17 protein-coding genes are annotated in these 17,448 nt (G+C 38.1%); 1 reads left to right on the top strand and 16 read right to left on the bottom strand.

The genetic code is table 11. The features are described from left to right. Positions 1–21 precede the first annotated feature (21 nt). On the top strand, positions 22–216 hold the full coding sequence (locus ACSKT4_RS13045) for a DUF2187 family protein (protein ID WP_186868320.1): 195 nt from the start codon (positions 22–24) through the stop codon (positions 214–216). Between the two features lie 59 nt (positions 217–275). On the opposite strand, the gene ACSKT4_RS13040 is transcribed toward ACSKT4_RS13045, so the two are convergent. From ACSKT4_RS13040 to rpoE, 16 genes are all read right to left on the bottom strand, one after another. Beyond that, positions 276–812 (bottom strand): manganese efflux pump MntP, encoded by a 537-nt coding sequence (locus ACSKT4_RS13040; RefSeq protein WP_186868319.1) that lies wholly within the window; start codon positions 810–812, stop codon positions 276–278. 179 nt (positions 813–991) lie between these two features. Continuing rightward, entirely contained in the window at positions 992–2,026 is a 1,035-nt protein-coding gene (locus ACSKT4_RS13035; RefSeq protein WP_425516471.1) for an L-threonylcarbamoyladenylate synthase, read from the bottom strand. Positions 2,027–2,307: 281 nt separating this feature from the next. Beyond that, complete coding sequence (locus ACSKT4_RS13030) at positions 2,308–2,709, bottom strand: GNAT family N-acetyltransferase (protein WP_186868317.1); 402 nt, start codon at positions 2,707–2,709, stop codon at positions 2,308–2,310. Positions 2,710–2,836: 127 nt separating this feature from the next. Then, positions 2,837–3,436: a stage II sporulation protein R gene (gene spoIIR / locus ACSKT4_RS13025; protein ID WP_186868316.1), complete on the bottom strand. Its 600-nt coding sequence runs from the start codon at positions 3,434–3,436 to the stop codon at positions 2,837–2,839. A 358-nt stretch (positions 3,437–3,794) separates the two neighbouring features. Beyond that, a complete protein-coding gene (prmC, locus tag ACSKT4_RS13020) occupies positions 3,795–4,646 on the bottom strand; it encodes a peptide chain release factor N(5)-glutamine methyltransferase (RefSeq protein ID WP_186868315.1) in 852 nt (283 codons plus the stop codon). 1 nt (position 4,647) lies between these two features. Beyond that, entirely contained in the window at positions 4,648–5,718 is a 1,071-nt protein-coding gene (gene prfA, locus ACSKT4_RS13015; protein ID WP_186868314.1) for a peptide chain release factor 1, read from the bottom strand. 276 nt (positions 5,719–5,994) lie between these two features. Further along, a complete protein-coding gene (locus ACSKT4_RS13010; RefSeq protein WP_186868478.1) occupies positions 5,995–6,615 on the bottom strand; it encodes a thymidine kinase in 621 nt (206 codons plus the stop codon). Between the two features lie 311 nt (positions 6,616–6,926). Continuing rightward, complete coding sequence (locus ACSKT4_RS13005) at positions 6,927–7,172, bottom strand: type B 50S ribosomal protein L31 (protein WP_186868313.1); 246 nt, start codon at positions 7,170–7,172, stop codon at positions 6,927–6,929. Between the two features lie 167 nt (positions 7,173–7,339). Continuing rightward, positions 7,340–8,620, bottom strand: a complete 1,281-nt coding sequence (gene rho, locus ACSKT4_RS13000; RefSeq protein WP_186868312.1) for a transcription termination factor Rho — start codon at positions 8,618–8,620, stop codon at positions 7,340–7,342. Between the two features lie 474 nt (positions 8,621–9,094). Further along, a complete protein-coding gene (gene glpX / locus ACSKT4_RS12995) occupies positions 9,095–10,066 on the bottom strand; it encodes a class II fructose-bisphosphatase (RefSeq protein ID WP_186868311.1) in 972 nt (323 codons plus the stop codon). A 213-nt stretch (positions 10,067–10,279) separates the two neighbouring features. Then, the gene (locus ACSKT4_RS12990) at positions 10,280–11,566 is read right to left on the bottom strand and encodes a UDP-N-acetylglucosamine 1-carboxyvinyltransferase (RefSeq protein WP_465823546.1); all 1,287 of its coding nucleotides are present in this window, start codon (positions 11,564–11,566) and stop codon (positions 10,280–10,282) included. A gap of 160 nt (positions 11,567–11,726) precedes the next feature. Next, positions 11,727–12,374: a fructose-6-phosphate aldolase gene (gene fsa / locus ACSKT4_RS12985; RefSeq protein ID WP_186868309.1), complete on the bottom strand. Its 648-nt coding sequence runs from the start codon at positions 12,372–12,374 to the stop codon at positions 11,727–11,729. A gap of 120 nt (positions 12,375–12,494) precedes the next feature. Then, positions 12,495–13,349, bottom strand: a complete 855-nt coding sequence (gene fba / locus ACSKT4_RS12980) for a class II fructose-1,6-bisphosphate aldolase (protein WP_186868308.1) — start codon at positions 13,347–13,349, stop codon at positions 12,495–12,497. A 123-nt stretch (positions 13,350–13,472) separates the two neighbouring features. After that, a complete protein-coding gene (locus tag ACSKT4_RS12975; RefSeq protein WP_186868307.1) occupies positions 13,473–13,835 on the bottom strand; it encodes a response regulator in 363 nt (120 codons plus the stop codon). 259 nt (positions 13,836–14,094) lie between these two features. Beyond that, positions 14,095–15,699, bottom strand: coding sequence for a CTP synthase (locus ACSKT4_RS12970; protein ID WP_186868306.1), 1,605 nt, complete (start codon positions 15,697–15,699; stop codon positions 14,095–14,097). A gap of 715 nt (positions 15,700–16,414) precedes the next feature. Beyond that, positions 16,415–16,960, bottom strand: a complete 546-nt coding sequence (gene rpoE, locus ACSKT4_RS12965; protein WP_186868305.1) for a DNA-directed RNA polymerase subunit delta — start codon at positions 16,958–16,960, stop codon at positions 16,415–16,417. Positions 16,961–17,448 lie beyond the last annotated feature (488 nt).

The following is a 17,448-nucleotide window of genomic DNA, read 5'->3' as shown; positions in this document are numbered from 1 at the left end:
CCTTTGGGAGGGGTTTTATTTATGAAGAAAGCTGAAACTGCAAGCGTAGGGGATACAGTACTTTTCGATCGAAGAAACGGGCAGTATGAGGGAAAAGTATTTCAAGTAAGAGAAAATAGCGTTTTAGTAGAATTATCAAAGGATGCCGCAAAGGTTTTAGGTTATGAAATGCCTAACACTGTTGTGAGGCATGGTAGATATAGTATTATTTCGTAAAGTTAGCTAATAAAAATGATTGCCCCTTAAGTTACTAACTTGGGGGCAATTATGGTTGATTAAAAAATAATGAAGAGACCGAACCCACAAAGGATGCTCCCTCCTACTATTTCACTATACACTCCCAAAAACCCGTGCACTTTTCTTCCAATCAACATTCCGGCCCAGGTAAGGACCATACTTGCAGCACCAAAAGATAAAATAATAAGTACCGTTTTTGCCCCTGATAATCCTAGGCCTAGTCCAACAGAAAAACTATCCATACTAACACTTAGTGCAAAGATGATTAATCCAATTCCAGTTGTTTGAATCACTTTGTTTACCTCATGGTTAAAGGCGGAGAATAACATATGGGCTCCAATTCCAAATAATAAAAGACCACCTGCTAATGTAGTCCATCCACCAGTTTTGGTAGAAATCAACGTACCAGCTATGATACCTAAAGAAGGCATGATCATATGAAATAATCCAATCACAATGCCAATTAAGGCAATCCGCTTCAGCCGAATCTTCTGCATTCCCAAGCCAAGGCTTACAGAAAAGGCATCCATTCCAATTGCTAAAGACATAATGAATATTGATAATAGTTCACCCATGAAATATCCCCCTTGGACATGCTTTTACACTATATGCTTTTACAAAGGGGAATATGATTCACCGAGTAAGGGTGGAAGAATTTAAAACCTGTTATAGCAATTACTGATACTAGATAATCCTAGCTTTCCATTGATTTGTTATATGTAAAACGACCAAAAAAGAGCAATCTTACAAATGGTCACTCTTCACTACTGATATAACGACTAGCTGCTTTACGCAATCGATTCATAATCGCTTGGCCTATACCATATTCAGGATATGTATCACACAAAATAATGTCCACATCCTCTTGTCTAAACTTCCTCAAACCATCATATAGATTCGCTGCGACATCCTCTAGCGTTTCACCAAGTGAGATTTTCTGATCTACATGCAAAGGTTCCAACGTTACACTACTTGCTAAGATGCCAACTCGTTTTCCTTCTTCTATTAGCTCGTCATATACCCGCTGCACTCGCTCGCTTCCACCTTCTATTAACCACAAAGGTACTTCTGGTGCATAATGTTGATATTTCATTCCAGGGGCTTTCGGTACATGTCCCTCTTCCTTATTCAACATGGCAGGGTCTACTAACACCTTATCCACAACTTCTTCTAATTCTTCCTTAGAAATTCCACCTGGACGAAGAATGATGGGAATATCTTGTGTACAATCGATAACCGTCGATTCTACACCAACACCAGTCGGACCACCATCAACAACACCAGCAATTTTCCCATATAGGTCTTCCCATACGTGGTCAGCTGCTGTGGGGCTTGGCTTCCCAGAAATATTAGCACTAGGTGCAGCAATTGGGATATTGCATTCTTTTAATAGAGCAATTGCCACTGGATGACTTGGAATCCTTACGCCCACTGTTTCTAAGCCGGCCGTAACATTATCTGCACAAGTGCCGTTACTAGGTAACACATACGTAATTGGACCTGGCGAGAAATTATCAATTAGTCTATTCACATATTCTGGTACATCCTTCACTAACAGAAGTAGCTGCTCTTTCGTGGCAACATGTGCAATTAGTGGATTATCCTGTGGACGACCTTTCGCTTGGAATATGTTCGCTACTGCCTTTTCATTCGTGGCATCTGCTCCCAATCCATAAACCGTCTCGGTTGGAAAAGCAACTGTACTTCCTGCTTTTAGTAATTTTGCTGCTTCTTTTATCATTTCTTCTTTGTTATTTCCGTTCACTAGATTCCAACGTTTTGTATCTATCATGAAAACTACCTCTTTTCCTTCCCCCATTTTATCTAAACAAGGAAGGTTTCGCAAAGCATTATGTTATCCACAAAAAATGAAGAAAAACCCGCAGATTATCCACAGGTTTTTAAAGCTAACGTTTATTTAAACGCTTTATCCATATATTATCCACATACAATCCACCGTTTTTCTATTTATCGACAGTTTTTTCACAACTTGTACACAGGTGCATGTGGATTATGTGTATAAATTGAAAATTCTTTCTAGTAAAGATACGCTACTACTAAGATCATGTATCAAGAAACTTCGTAAGCCCACCAGTTCCCCTGCTTATTCTTCATAGGCTCTACATTCAATGCCTCTTTTTGAGGATAGAATTGTAAGGAACCAAGCAATATATCCACAACCGGCTGGTGACTAAATACATATACCTTCTTCGCTTCCTTTGATTTTGCTAAAACAATAATGGTTTCTAATAGGACTGGCAGTTTTTGCGCTTCTTCTTGGGCAATATACAGCTGCTTCAACCAAAACACACCGTCCTCTACAGAGGCTAGTTCAAAGCATGCCTTAATCTTACCAGCAAACTCTACTACATAACCTTCTTTTAATAGACTATCTTTATTCAATTGATCTGTTGTACTAAAAAATTGATCCATCTTCTCTTTCGGTACATCACGTGCAATTTTCAATTTCATTCCTACACCCCTATTTTGATAGAAATTTTTTTAAAAGCTATACGCCAAATACATATGAAGCTTGTTGCTTCAAACAATATTTACTAGAATCTCGCATTTCTATCATTTTATGCATATTTCGGGTGCTCTATGACAGCCCTAACCATTCTAATAGAAAAAATTTAATTTGTAATCCACTATCTTGCTCTTCCTCATCCTCAAAGCCACCATCACTTGCTTGTGCAACACTAATTCCATTAGCAAAATCTAAAAAGCATAACGGAGGGAATAGCACACACCACCAATTAGAGCCTTCTCCTTCTCCAAGGGTAATTAATATTGCTTCGTACTCCCCTGCAGGATAAAGATAATTCCCATATATTTTCATTGGAAAACCGACACTATCATTATATTCCACATCAAAGTCACGATTTTCCCCCTCTTCTGCTAGCGTTTGCTTCACGATTTCGCTAATCTCTGGAACTCTGTTTTCTAACAATGATCTTGCTTCCTCAATATCATCGATTTCAGCAACCCATTCCGTAATGGCAGCATTAACTTTATCTCGAACAATACGCTTAATTTGTTGATCTGCCTCATTATCACTGTTAGCCAAAATCCGCAAACGAATCGCATCATCCGGTATTACTTGGTAATCATCGGTCTTATTTTCATTCCCCTGACCATATACCGGTAGAGAAAGTGCAATCAAAATAATTACAATAACGATAAATGCTAATTTTTTCATCAAAATCCGTCCCCCACTATTTGATTTAGTCACAGTATGGACAGAAGAAGATGTATTTAAACTAGTAATCTAGTATTTTTTCATTCAACGTTAAGAAATAATCATCACATAAAGTAGCGCATGAATACGGAACAAACCTATAGAGGGGTTATATGAGGAGGAATAACTAAAAACATTAGAAAAATTAAAATATCTAATGCTAGAAAGCTTGCAAAGATTCAAGTAGGTAGTTAACTATCTAATGGAACTCGTTTATTATCGGGATGTTATATGTTTGTGATGTAGCCTATCAATTAGGACAAGGTGAAAAAAAGATAAAAACCGAATGATGCATTCGGTTTATCTTTCCTCTATTCAACTAAATAATTTTCGCTGAAACAATTCGGTCCTTGCCATTTATATCCTTCCTAACCGTTACACTACTTTCAGGAAACGTTTGCTGAAGTAATTCTTGGACTGCCTTCCCTTGTAAATGACCGATTTCAAAGGCAACACTTCCACCGGAAAGAATAGCAGCTGGCAGCTGGGATATTATTTTTTTATATGCAAAAAGCCCATTATCTTCTGCAAACAATGCTATCTCAGGATCATAATTCACTACGGTATCTGAAAGCTCAGACCGTTCTTCCTCGGCAATATATGGTGGGTTCGAAACGATTATATCTGCACGTAAGTCCTGTTTTACAAAAGGTTCTAGAAAATCGCCTTGTAAAAATGTAACATTAGCCTCTAAATCTTCTGCGTTCTTCTTAGCCATTACTAATGCATCTGGTGAAATATCGATTGCATACACGTCAGCATTCGGTAATTCCAGGGCTAGTGTAATAGCAATAATCCCGCTACCAGTTCCAACATCAACAATGGTAATCGGTTTGTCCTTAGGTGCATGCGCAATTACATGGAGAACTAGCTCCTCAGTTTCCGGACGTGGAATTAATACATCTTCATTTACGGAATACTTTCTTCCATAAAATATCTCATACCCCATTAAATGTTGGATTGGAACTCCAGTTTCGGCATGCTTCACAATATCAGCACGAAACTTCTCTACAATATGCTGTGGGATATCTTCACGCATTTGCGCAAAATATTGCGTCCTTGAAACATTCAAGTGATGTTGAAGTAACAGCTCAGCTACTCGTGTTTCCCGATTGCTTTTCTCTAAAAAAAGAGAAGCCCACTCTAGGACTTCGTATTGTTTTTGTGCCATGTTATTCACCAATTTGTTCTAATTTTTTCGTTTGTTCTTCCATAATTAAAGCATCGATGACTTCATTAAGCTTCCCTTCTAAAATCTGGTCAAGCTTTTGAATGGTAAGTCCAATGCGATGGTCTGTTACACGGTTTTGCGGGAAGTTATAGGTACGAATACGCTCCGAACGATCCCCAGTACCGACAGCCGATTTACGGTTTTCATCAATCTCTGCCTGTGCTTCTTGTTGAAACTTATCATATACACGTGCACGAAGAATCTTCATCGCTTTTTCTTTGTTTTTAATTTGCGATTTTTCGTCCTGCATGGATACGACTATTCCAGTTGGTAAGTGGGTTAAGCGAACAGCAGACATGGTTGTGTTAACACTCTGCCCACCAGGTCCACTAGATGCGAATGTATCGACACGAATATCTTTTTCGTGAATTTCAACTTCGACTTCTTCCGCTTCCGGAAGTACTGCCACGGTAGCAGTTGACGTATGGATACGACCACCTGATTCTGTTTCCGGAACACGCTGTACACGATGTGCACCGTTTTCATACTTCAGTTTAGAATACGCGCCATTACCTTTTACCATGAAAATGATTTCCTTATAACCACCGACCCCTGTCGTATGGGCTTCCATTACCTCGGTTTTCCAACCTTGGGCTTCTACAAAGCGGCTATACATGCGGTAAAGATCACCAGCAAACAATGCTGCTTCATCTCCACCAGCAGCACCACGAATTTCCACGAACACGTCCTTATCATCGTTCGGATCCTTCGGTAGAAGAAGAATTTTCATTCTCTCTTCTAATTCTTCCTTCGATTCGGTTAGCTCAGCAATTTCTGACTTTACCATCACTTGCATTTCGCTATCTAGGTCATCCTCTAGCATTTCCTTAGCGTCCTTTAGTTGTTCGGTTACATCTTTATATTCACGGTAGGCCTGCACAACATCTTCTAGTCCTGCCTGTTCCTTCGAATAATCACGTAACTTTTTCGTATCACTAATTACTTCTGGGTCACTTAATAATTCATTTAATTTATTATAACGATCTTCTAATGATTGCAAACGATCTATCATCACGGTCACCTCACTCAGATTAACAGTATAATTATAGTATACAGAGCCCTTTAGGTCAAAATTCTTCAGGCATTATCCCTGTACAAGCACATAAAGATCCTCACTCTAAGACAGGAACATACACCCTGTGAAGGTGAATACGAAAAAACCCGAGCTAATTCGACTCCGTATGAGAGAAATTAGTTCGAGTTTTTTAAACAGAGGGTAATGTTTAACGATCTTTTCCGCTAGCATTAGAAAAACGAATATTCGTTTTTCTAAAGTCTAAAGCTAACTTTACTCCCCTACATTCATCAATTTTCGCATTTCAGAGCTTGTCGGACGGTGTGGTACATCATGGTGGTGACGGCACCTTGGTTCGTAGGATTCTGATGCACCAACAAGTATGATTGGGTCATTATAGGATGCTGGTTGTCCATTAATTAAGCGTTGTGTACGACTTGCAGGAGATCCACAAATTGGGCAGATTGCATTTAGCTTCGTAACCGATTCAGCTAGGGCCATTAAGACAGGCATAGGGCCGAATGGTTCACCGCGAAAATCTCGATCTAAGCCAGCAGCGATGACACGAATGCCTTGGTCTGCTAGTTGTTCTGCAACATCAATAATACCATCATCGAAGAATTGTGCTTCATCTATTCCGACTATTTCAATACCGTTTTGAATATTTTCTAGTATATCTTTAGAAGTATCCACTGGAGTCGCCGTTACCGAATTTCCGTTATGAGATACAACGGCTACATCATCGTAACGATTATCAATTGCAGGTTTAAACACTTGTACCTTTTGGTTCGCATAGGTTGCTCTTCTTACTCGTCGAATTAATTCTTCGGATTTACCTGAAAACATGCTGCCACAGATTACTTCTAGCCAGCCACTTTGCTTCATAACATACATGCTTCTTGGATCTCCCTTCATTTCTTCTATGTTCATTGCTTATCATCTGTGAAATTATTTAAGTAAAAACGTATTTATCATTTAACATACTTCATTTTATTATGCAGGTGGAAAGAACTTTTATACGTTCCTATCTGTTAAGAAAAGAGCAAGGCGTCCAAAGCTAGATCGCTCCCGAGTTTGTACTTTTCTTATCTTTTAAATAAAAAACAGGCAAAGCATAATCGATTTGCCTGTTTCTACCGGAATGATTAATCTCATCCAAAATGTGTATTACTTAGTCCCACTACTTCATGTAGTGATAACTAATTTTATTTCATATTATATTTCTTCTTGAAGCGATCTACACGTCCACCAACTGTATCAGCTTTCTGCTTACCAGTATAGAAAGGATGTGATTCAGAGCTAATCTCCACACGAATCAATGGGTATGTGTTACCATCTTCCCATTCAATTGTTTCGTCAGAATGCTTTGTTGAACCGCTTAAGAATTTGAAGTCTGAGCTAGTATCTAAAAATACTACTTTTCTGTACTCAGGATGAATTCCTTCTTTCATGTCTTTCACTCCTTCTGCCCTGAATCCTTTGGAAACAGAGTTATTTTAAGAGCCACAATTAGGTATAAACCTTTTCTAAACTCACTAAAAAATTATAACAATCTGCGTGACTATTTGCAAGTAGCTATTGTCATATTTAATAGAGAAAAAAGTGATTAAGCCTCCCATTATCTTCCTGAACGTTTACGCTGCATTTCTTCTTCTAGCTTTTGTAAAAATTCTTGATTACCTTCTGATGCTTTCAGTTTTCTTAGGAAGCGTTCCAGAAAATCAGGCGAATCTTGCATTGTTTTACGAATTGCCCACATTTTGTCAAGCTGTTGCTTATCTACTAACAACTCTTCTTTCCGTGTGCCTGAACGTAAAATATCGATAGCTGGGAAAATTCTACGATTTGCCAGATTACGGTCTAGATGTAATTCCATATTACCAGTACCTTTAAACTCTTCATAAATGACATCGTCCATACGAGAACCCGTGTCTACAAGTGCTGTCGCAAGAATGGTGAAGCTTCCACCTTCTTCAATATTACGAGCAGCTCCAAAGAAACGTTTTGGTCGGTGGAATGCCGCTGGATCAATACCACCTGATAGGGTACGACCACTTGGCGGAATAACTAGGTTATATGCACGTGCTAAGCGCGTAATACTATCCATTAGGACAATTACATCACGCTTATGCTCTACTAAGCGCATCGCACGCTCTAGTACAAGTTCGGATACTTTAATATGATTTTCAGGTACTTCATCAAATGTAGAGCTTACCACATCCACATCCGGGTGTACCGAGCGTTCAATATCGGTTACTTCCTCGGGACGTTCATCAACTAATAAGATAATCAGTTTGGCTTCTGGATGATTTACCGAAATACTATTTGCAATTTCCTTTAATAGCATCGTTTTACCAGCCTTTGGAGGTGCAACAATTAATCCACGTTGACCGAATCCAACCGGTGCCATTAAATCCATAATTCTAGTGGAAAGCTTGTTCGATTTTGTTTCAAGTTTCATTAAACGATCCGGGTAAAGTGCTGTTAATGCCGGAAAGTGGACACGTTCTTTAGACGAATCAGGGTCTTCCCCATTTACCGCGTCTACATGTAGTAGCCCATAGTAACGCTCGTTTTCTTTTGGTGGACGAACCTTACCAGAGACTTTATCACCATTTCGCAAGTCAAAACGACGGATTTGAGAGGCAGAAATATAGATATCTTCTGCGCTTGGCGAATAATTAATTGGTCGTAAGAAACCAAATCCTTCTGAAGGAATAATCTCTAAAACGCCATCCATAAATAGGAATCCATCTTTTTCTGCTTGTGCTTTTAAAATTGCAAAGATAAGTTCTTTTTTCGTTAGTTTCGCATAGTAAGATACTTTATATTCTCTTGCTAATGCATAAATTTCTTTTAACGTTAGTTCTTGAAGTTTACTTAATGTTAATTCAGCCATATTCACCACGCCTATTCATATACATTTTACTATTTTGATAGAAACATCACTGGTTATGTACATATACAAAAACAGCAAAGAATCTTTGATACCGGAGTATTTAAATTTGATAAGACTTATCTGATTAGTATTAAATGAATTATTGCTTCCTGATGTGAAATCTTATTTAGAAGGGAAGAATAGTTAGAAGCTAGAATAGAAGTTTTCGGCTTCTCTAGTAGTAGAGAAAGCGATAGATTAATTTTTCTTATACTTTGTATATTAACCAAACAATACTTATCTTAAACATTTACAATGTTAACCGTTTTAATGGGATTATTCAATACTTTTTTTCATTTGGAAAATGAGTATCTAATGTAGGGTAGAGTAAACCAATACAAACTGGTTATAAGTGGAATGTTATCCTTTGATTACCTAAATAGAGAAGCTGGAAAACACCGACACGAGAGCCGATGTTTTCCATGTATATGAGTATTATTCCGGTTTCATAACTAAATTGGGTTTTTTTCTTAAACTATGCTCTCCATCAATAAAACGAACCGTACCGCTTTTTGCTCGCATTACAACGGTTTGCGTCTTAGCTTTGGTCCCCTTGAACTGGACTCCCTTTAATAGCTCACCATCGGTTACGCCGGTCGCTGCAAAAATAGCATCATCTCCACCACAAAAGTCATCCATATAAAAGACTTTGTCGATATCGGTAATGCCCATTTTATGGCATCTAGCAATTTCCTCATCATTCTGTGGTACAAGCTGTCCTTGCATTTCACCACCTAAGCATTTCAATGCAATGGCAGCGATAACACCTTCAGGGGCACCACCAGTTCCCATAAATAAATCAATTCCAGTTTCATCGAATGCCGTATTAATTGCAGCTGCGACATCACCATCTTGAATCAGTCTAATTCTCGCTCCCGCTTCTCGAATTTCTTCAATTATCTGCTGATGGCGAGGACGATCTAATAAGATGACGACAAGGTCTTCTACCTCTTTATTTTTAGCTTTTGCCACTGCTTTTAAGTTATCAACAGTTGGGGCATTAATATTAATTTTGCCCACCGCTTCAGGTCCAACGGCAATTTTCTTCATATACATATCTGGTGCATGGAGGACTTTACCATGGTCGCCAATTGCAATAACGGTAAGTGCGTTGGTTGTCCCTTTAGCAACAATATTAGTCCCTTCTAATGGGTCAACCGCAATATCTACTAATGGTCCAGTACCAGTGCCTAATTTCTCTCCTATGTAAAGCATTGGGGCCTCGTCCATTTCACCTTCTCCAATTACTACAGTGCCTCGCATCGGTATGGTGTCAAATACGTCTCGCATTGCTGTAGTTGCCGCATCATCTGCTTCTTCCTTTTTTCCTCTTCCCATCCATCGGGCTGAGGCAAGTGCTGCTGCTTCTGTAACGCGTACGATTTCCATTGTTAGACTTCTTTCCATGATTTCCATCTCCTTTAAATAAATAGCCTCATCCCAAAAAGGTTTATTTATTTAAATGTATCGGTGAAGAATGGTAAGCCTGCGTTTCAAATACACTTTGTTTTCTAGGGACGATTGGTGAGCCTCCTGAAAGCTAATACCGGAGTCTCACCCTCATCTCTGTGTATTCTAGCTTGAAAATACCATTACGAATTAATAATGTTCGCGAAGGTCCTAAGAGTTTTGAAATTGTATGACTTCTTCTTCAGACAAGTCTTCTCGCCAAACATTTGCACCGAGATTATTTAGCTTTTGAGTCATGTTTTCATAGCCTCGGTCTATATGTTCTAATCCAGTGATTTCGGTAATACCCTTAGCCATTAAGCCTGCTATGACTAAAGCGGCACCTGCCCGGAGATCGCTTGCTTTTACTCGTGCGCCTTCTAGTTGGACTGGTCCAGTGACAATAACAGAGCCACCTTCTACCTTGACAACGGCATTCATTCTTCTCAACTCATCTACATGTTTAAGTCTTGCCGAATAAATCGTGTCTGTTACAACACCAGTATTATGGGCCTTAGTCAGCAGACTAGTAAAAGGCTGCTGTAAGTCAGTTGGAAAACCAGGGTATACTAATGTTTTAATATCCACGCTTTTTAGTGGGTTCCTTGATGCGATGTATAGTTGGTCGTCTGAGTCTTCTACGGTAATACCCATTTCGCGTAGTTTCGCTAGCAATGATTCTAAATGCTGCGGAATTACATTATCGATGATTACTTCGTTACCAGCGGCAGCAGCTGCAATAGCATAGGTACCTGCTTCGATTCGGTCAGGTATAATGGTATGTCTACATCCATGTAAGGATGGTACTCCTTCGATTCGAATAACATCTGTACCAACACCCTTAATCTTTGCACCCATATTGGTTAGTAAGGTTGCTACGTCAATAATTTCTGGTTCTTTAGCTGCATTTTCAATAACGGTTTTACCCTTTGCTCGAACTGCAGCAAGCATTATATTAATTGTCGCACCTACACTAACGACATCTAAATAAATTCTTGCACCAGTTAGCTCTTTAGCTCGTAAGTATATAGCACCTTGTTCGTTCGTAACTTCAGCACCTAATGCTTCAAAACCTTTAATATGCTGGTCAATCGGACGTGGACCCAAAAAACAGCCACCAGGTAAGCCGATTACTGCTTTACCAAACTTACCAAGCATCGCCCCCATAAAATAGTAGGAAGCACGAAGCTTCTTTACTTTCCCATTTGGCAATGGCATGGAGATCATGTTTTCCGGATTTATATGTACCGTTTGTCCATCCCAGCTTACATCACCGCCGATTTCTTCTAACAAATCACTAAGTGTATACACATCCGAAATTTCAGGCAAGCCTTCAATCGTAACTTGTGAATCAGCTAAAATCGCTGCCGGTAAGAGTGCTACCGCGCTGTTTTTTGCACCACTAATACGAATCTTTCCATTTAAGACATGACCGCCCTCAACTATCATTTTTTGCATGTTTTAACCCCGCTTTTGAGGTGAGAATGTAACTTGTACATCCTCCACTTATTTAAATAGTATTCCAGTTATTTTTTCCACTTTTACTTTATTTAAAACGAAAAGCGAATATACTGGTTTTTTTAAAAATAGTTTGACCTTGAGAATTTATTTTTAATAATTATTGATTTGCTTTGTTCCAATCCGCAATAAATCTTTCAATTCCTTGATCTGTTAATGGGTGTTTAACAAGCTGACTTAATACATTATAAGGAACTGTTGCAATATGAGCTCCGTGAAGTGCTGCATCTGTTACGTGTAGTGGATGTCTAATACTTGCTGCAATGATTTCAGTTTCAATGCCATGACGATCAAAGATATCGGCAATCGTTGCGATTAATTCCATCCCATTATGACCAATATCATCAAGGCGACCTAAGAACGGTGATACATATGTAGCACCTGCTCTAGCAGCAAGTAGTGCCTGGTTTGGATTAAAGATAAGCGTTACATTCGTTTTAATCCCTTTATCACTAAAAGCTTTTACTGCTTTTAAGCCTTCTAAAGTCATAGGTACTTTAATCGTAATGTTTGGTGCAATAGCAGCAAGCTCTAATCCCTCTTTAATCATGCCCTCTGCATCTTCTGACATTACCTCTGCACTAACTGATCCAACGGAAACTTCTGAAGTAATTTCACGTAGACGATCATGGAAGGATACGCCTTCTTTTGCTACTAAGCTTGGGTTAGTTGTAACTCCCGCTAAAATCCCTAACTCATTTGCAGAACGAATTTCCTCAATGTTTGCTGTATCAATAAAAAACTTCATCTTGTTGCCTCCCCTAATTTTAATTTATACCTTTTGTTATAGGAATAGCCCTATCTGTTTCACGCTACATAATTGTATACGTAGGACAATGCAAAACAGAGAGGGCATTTTTTCATATTATTAAGCTTTATTAGAAGATCCGAATTCGCGCATTTTACCAATAACAGTTTGCTTTATTGCTTCTGTACCTGGTCCTAAATATTTACGAGGATCATAAACTTCTGTATTGTCATTTAATACTTGGCGAATCGCTTTTGTTTGTGCGATTTGGTTCTCTGTATTGACATTGATTTTAGCAGTACCAAGAGAAATTGCTTTTTGAATATCCTTAGTAGGAATTCCAGTACCACCATGTAATACTAATGGAACTTGTGTTAGGTTAAGAATTTCTTCCATTTCTTTAAATCCTAAGTTTGGTTCACCTTGGTAAGGACCGTGAACAGAACCTAATGCTGGTGCTAAGCAATCAATTCCAGCTTCTTTTACTAGACTTAAGCACTCCTGTGGATCAGCATAATTGATGCCACCAATAACACCATCTTCTTCTCCACCAACAGTTCCAACTTCTGCTTCAACAGAAACACCGTGGATATGTGCAAGTTCTACTACCTTTTTCGTTAATGCAATATTTTCCTCAATTGGAGAATGTGAAGCATCGATCATAACAGAAGTAAATCCTGCGTGAATAGCTTGGGCAACTTTTTCAAAGCTTGAACCATGGTCTAGGTGAATCGCTACAGGAACTGTAGTACCATACTCTTCCATTAAAGCTTTTACCATTGCTACTACTACTTTAAAACCACCCATATATTTTCCAGCACCTTCAGATACTCCTAAAATAACTGGTGATTTTTCTGCCTCAGCAGCCTGCAGGATAGCTTGTATGTACTCCAAGTTATTTATATTGAATTGTCCAACAGCATAGCCGTTGTCCTTAGCCTTTTCTAGCATATCTTTCATTGATACTAATGGCATTTGTTTTTCCTCCTTCTGATATATGAAAATCCTTATATGATTGTTCACTTCAGTATAAGAATACCAATACAAATGCCATGGTGCAAGATTATAGTGTTAGTGTTTTATTTTCAAATATTTCTACTACTCTGCAAGTAGTTGGTTTATATATCCTTTAAATTCCATCACATCAAATGGCTTAGAGAGTACTTTTGTAATAGATGATAGTTGATATATTTCATCTGTTAAGCTCTCTGCTAAGCCACTCATAAGGACAATCTTTATTTCTTTGTCATCTCTTTCTAATTGTTTAATCACTTCAATACCATCAATAATCGGCAGCTTATAATCAATGATTAGTAAATCAATCTTATGTAGGTTTATTAGCTCTAATGCTTCTTTCCCTGTTTGAGCAGTATAGACCGTATAACCATCTGCTGCCAATAAGTCTTCCAGTAACAGCCTTATCCCTACTTCATCATCCACCACTAAAATATTTCGATCCATTTCGACAATACCCCCTTTTTTGATTAACTATTCGACAGAAAACTCCAAAACCCTTCTTTTTAACGAACACCACATGTGGTACTTTTTGGAATCACATTAGTTAATCATTGCATATAGTATGGTTAATGCCTTATACTATACCCCCTTGAATAAAAGTTAAACTTAATTTGAATATAGCAAAAAAGCCGCGATTCGTACCCTTTCAAGTACAAATTCACGACTTTTTTACTACACTTATTAACAATAACTATTTCGATTATTAGTTCTTTTGTTCTACAGCTGCGCCAATAAATCCTTTGAATAGATTTTGAGGTCTTGTCGGACGAGATTTAAACTCTGGGTGGAACTGACATGCGACAAACCATGGGTGGTCAGCAATTTCGACAGTTTCCACTAAACGTCCATCTGGACTTGTACCTGAGAAAATAAATCCTTTTGCTTCCATTTCCTCACGATACTCATTATTAAATTCATAACGATGACGATGGCGTTCCTCGATCATATCTACCCCGTCGTATGCTGCTTTTGTTTTTGTACCATCTTTTAACTTACAAGGATACAAGCCTAGACGTAATGTTCCACCTAAGTCTTCCACATCCTTCTGTTCTGGAAGTAAGTCAATGATCGGATGTGTCGTATTTGGATTAATTTCCGCTGAGTGTGCATCTTCATACCCTAATACATTACGAGCGAACTCTACTGTTGCTAACTGCATTCCTAAGCAAATACCAAGGAATGGAACTTTATTTTCACGTGCATAACGAATTGCTTCAATTTTCCCGTCGATTCCACGGTCACCAAATCCTCCTGGCACGATAATCCCGTCGACCTGTGATAGTTTTTCTCTGATTGATTGTGCATCTAATTTTTCTGAGTTAATCCAATGAACATGAATATCAGCATCAAACGCGTATCCTGCGTGTTTTAGTGATTCGACAACAGATATATAAGCATCTTGTAGCTCAACATATTTCCCGACTAAGCCAATCGTAACTTTCTTCGATAAATTACATACACGGTCAACTAGCTTTTTCCATTCTGTCATGTCTGCAGGTCCTGCCTCTAAGCCAAAATGATCACAAACAATCTGATCAAGATGTTGTGCTTGTAATGCTAGTGGAATTTCGTATAGATTTGCAGCATCACGCATTTCAATCACTGCTTCTTCATCAATATCACAGAATAGGGCAATTTTAGCCTTCATTTCTTCACTGATTTCGTGTTCGGTACGTAATACTACTGCATCCGGTTGAATACCTAATGAACGTAATTCTTTTACACTATGCTGAGTTGGTTTCGTCTTAAGTTCACCAGCCGCTTTAATATATGGTACTAATGTACAATGGATATACATGACATTTTTCTTGCCGATATCACTTTTCACTTGGCGAATTGCCTCTAAAAACGGAAGTGATTCGATATCCCCTACAGTACCACCAATTTCTGTAATAACAACATCCGCACCTGTTGCTTCACTTGCTCGGAAAACTTGGTCTTTAATCTCGTTTGTAATATGTGGGATTACTTGTACAGTCCCACCTAAATAATCTCCTCGGCGTTCTTTACGAATAACGTTAGAGTACACTTTACCAGTCGTAATATTGCTATATTTATTTAAATTCTCATCAATAAAGCGTTCATAATGTCCTAAATCCAAATCGGTTTCTGCACCATCATCTGTTACAAAAACTTCCCCATGCTGATAAGGACTCATTGTACCTGGATCAACATTAATATATGGATCAAATTTTTGAATCGTAACTTTTAAACCACGGTTCTTTAATAATCTTCCAATTGATGCTGCTGTAATTCCTTTTCCTAAAGATGACACTACGCCACCAGTGACAAAAATATACTTAGCCACAACTATCCCTCTTTCTATATATAATAAATAATAAGTACGACCACTGTTTGTATTTATTGTGTACACTATTCTCCAATAGAATCGGAGAAAACAAAAATAAAACAGTGATGTTCGGGTTAGACTACTTTTTTTTATTTGATTGCTATAAAAAGACCAATTCTCCAACCAAAGCTCTTAGCGAGGCTGGGACATAACGAAAAGAATTAAATGTAAAACCAGATGATACACGATACTAGCTCTAGAAATATACGTAGACTCCAGCGGGAGGAAAGGCATCGGTGAGACCCCGCAGTGCGAAGCACGAGGAGGCTCAACAGCCGCCCGGCGGCAAGGTAGACACTGCGATGGTCTTTTCGAGCAGATGTCGCCCCTGTACTGAAAGCAACCGCAAGTATATTTCCGGAGCGTGGTCCTTGCTCTTCATTCGGTTTTCCTTTAAGGTTAATTCTTTTGTCCCCCAGCCACGTGCACATGATTAGAGAGAATAACAATCTATAAAAAAGCCCAAAAAAATAAAAAACAAGAATCAACACCAGTATGTAGAAAAGAATTTAACCACATCTTCTTTTCCGCCACTAGGGATTAGATTCCCATTAAAAGCTTGTTTAAAACACAAAAAGCGCCTCCCCATTTAAGGGGAAACGCTTCGAATAAATAAATTAAAGAGCCCAATACAAATTGTACTAACCTGTCTTCTAAAAGTCAAGCAGTCATTTTATTTATCTTCTTCAAAATCCTCATCGATTTCGTCTTCATCAATCTCATTTAAATCTTCTAGCTCATCTTCAATCTCGTCTTCATCATCAAAATCATCAAAGTCATCATCATCATCAAGATCTTCGTCAAAATCTTCATCAATGTCATCAAAATCATCGTCTTCGTCTAACAGAACATCATCTTCTTCTAAATCAAGATCTAAGTCATCGTCTAGATCTAAATCATCATCCAGTTTCTTCTTCGCTTTTTTCTTCTTCTTCGGTTCATTATGAATGTCTTCATCAATTTGTTCAAATGGATACCAACGCTTTAGTCCCCACATATTAGAACCAAGCGTAATGAATCTTCCATCCACATTTAGATCCGTATAGAATTGTGCTAGCATGTCATCCTTTTGCTCATCATTAAATTCTTTTAGTTCAGCAATTTTATTAAAAATATCTCTAAAGTCTAGTGCCTTTGTTTCTTCTGTTAGTATTTCTTTTGCCAACTCTAGCATTGACATTTTTGTGATTTCCTCGCGGCTAAGATTTTCCAAGCTCACAATACCGCACTCCCTTTTCATTAATATATCGATTTGTTAGAATAACTTGATTGGTAAAGATTGAACCACATACTCTAACACGTAATAAAAAGCCAATCCTATTTGGGATTACTCTTGTTGATTTATGGTATGTATGTTTTTAAAAGCTATCATACATTATAAACAAATTATGCAGGAATTATCAAATTTATTTTCTTGTTTTTACAGTTTATTTACTACCAGAATCCCCTAAATTGGAAATTTAAAGAAATCAATACATGCAGCCCGAATACACTTCGCCTTTCTACGGAGGATAGTGAGTCTTAATAAGCTTTGCTCTGTTGACATTCTTATAAGTCATTAATCCCATATAGGCTGTACGTATTCGGGCTACCCCATAATCCTTAGGTTATTGTTCTAATACAGTTCAATAACAAAACTTGAATTCGCTTATTCTTTAGCTAATGTGTACGTTTTTTAATGCTGATGAAAAATTTAATACTTACCTA

The organism is Ornithinibacillus liuyingii, assembly GCF_055550225.1.
The sequence above is the reverse complement of the archived record's forward strand: the minus strand, read 5'-3'. Positions and strand labels throughout refer to the sequence as shown.

Coding starts and splice junctions, on each gene's coding strand:
- ACSKT4_RS12990 (WP_465823546.1), bottom strand. CDS start 11,566: ATGCAAAAAATGATAGTTGAGGGCGGTCATGTCTTAAATGGAAAGATT.
- rho (WP_186868312.1), bottom strand. CDS start 8,620: ATGGCTGAATTAACATTAAGTAAACTTCAAGAACTAACGTTAAAAGAA.
- prfA (WP_186868314.1), bottom strand. CDS start 5,718: ATGATAGATCGTTTGCAATCATTAGAAGATCGTTATAATAAATTAAAT.
- prmC (WP_186868315.1), bottom strand. CDS start 4,646: ATGGCACAAAAACAATACGAAGTCCTAGAGTGGGCTTCTCTTTTTTTA.
- ACSKT4_RS13010 (WP_186868478.1), bottom strand. CDS start 6,615: ATGTATGTTATGAAGCAAAGTGGCTGGCTAGAAGTAATCTGTGGCAGC.
- fsa (WP_186868309.1), bottom strand. CDS start 12,374: ATGAAGTTTTTTATTGATACAGCAAACATTGAGGAAATTCGTTCTGCA.
- ACSKT4_RS13040 (WP_186868319.1), bottom strand. CDS start 812: ATGGGTGAACTATTATCAATATTCATTATGTCTTTAGCAATTGGAATG.
- ACSKT4_RS13005 (WP_186868313.1), bottom strand. CDS start 7,172: ATGAAAGAAGGAATTCATCCTGAGTACAGAAAAGTAGTATTTTTAGAT.
- fba (WP_186868308.1), bottom strand. CDS start 13,349: ATGCCATTAGTATCAATGAAAGATATGCTAGAAAAGGCTAAGGACAAC.
- spoIIR (WP_186868316.1), bottom strand. CDS start 3,436: ATGAAAAAATTAGCATTTATCGTTATTGTAATTATTTTGATTGCACTT.
- glpX (WP_186868311.1), bottom strand. CDS start 10,066: ATGGAAAGAAGTCTAACAATGGAAATCGTACGCGTTACAGAAGCAGCA.
- ACSKT4_RS12975 (WP_186868307.1), bottom strand. CDS start 13,835: ATGGATCGAAATATTTTAGTGGTGGATGATGAAGTAGGGATAAGGCTG.
- ACSKT4_RS13045 (WP_186868320.1), top strand. CDS start 22: ATGAAGAAAGCTGAAACTGCAAGCGTAGGGGATACAGTACTTTTCGAT.
- ACSKT4_RS13030 (WP_186868317.1), bottom strand. CDS start 2,709: ATGAAATTGAAAATTGCACGTGATGTACCGAAAGAGAAGATGGATCAA.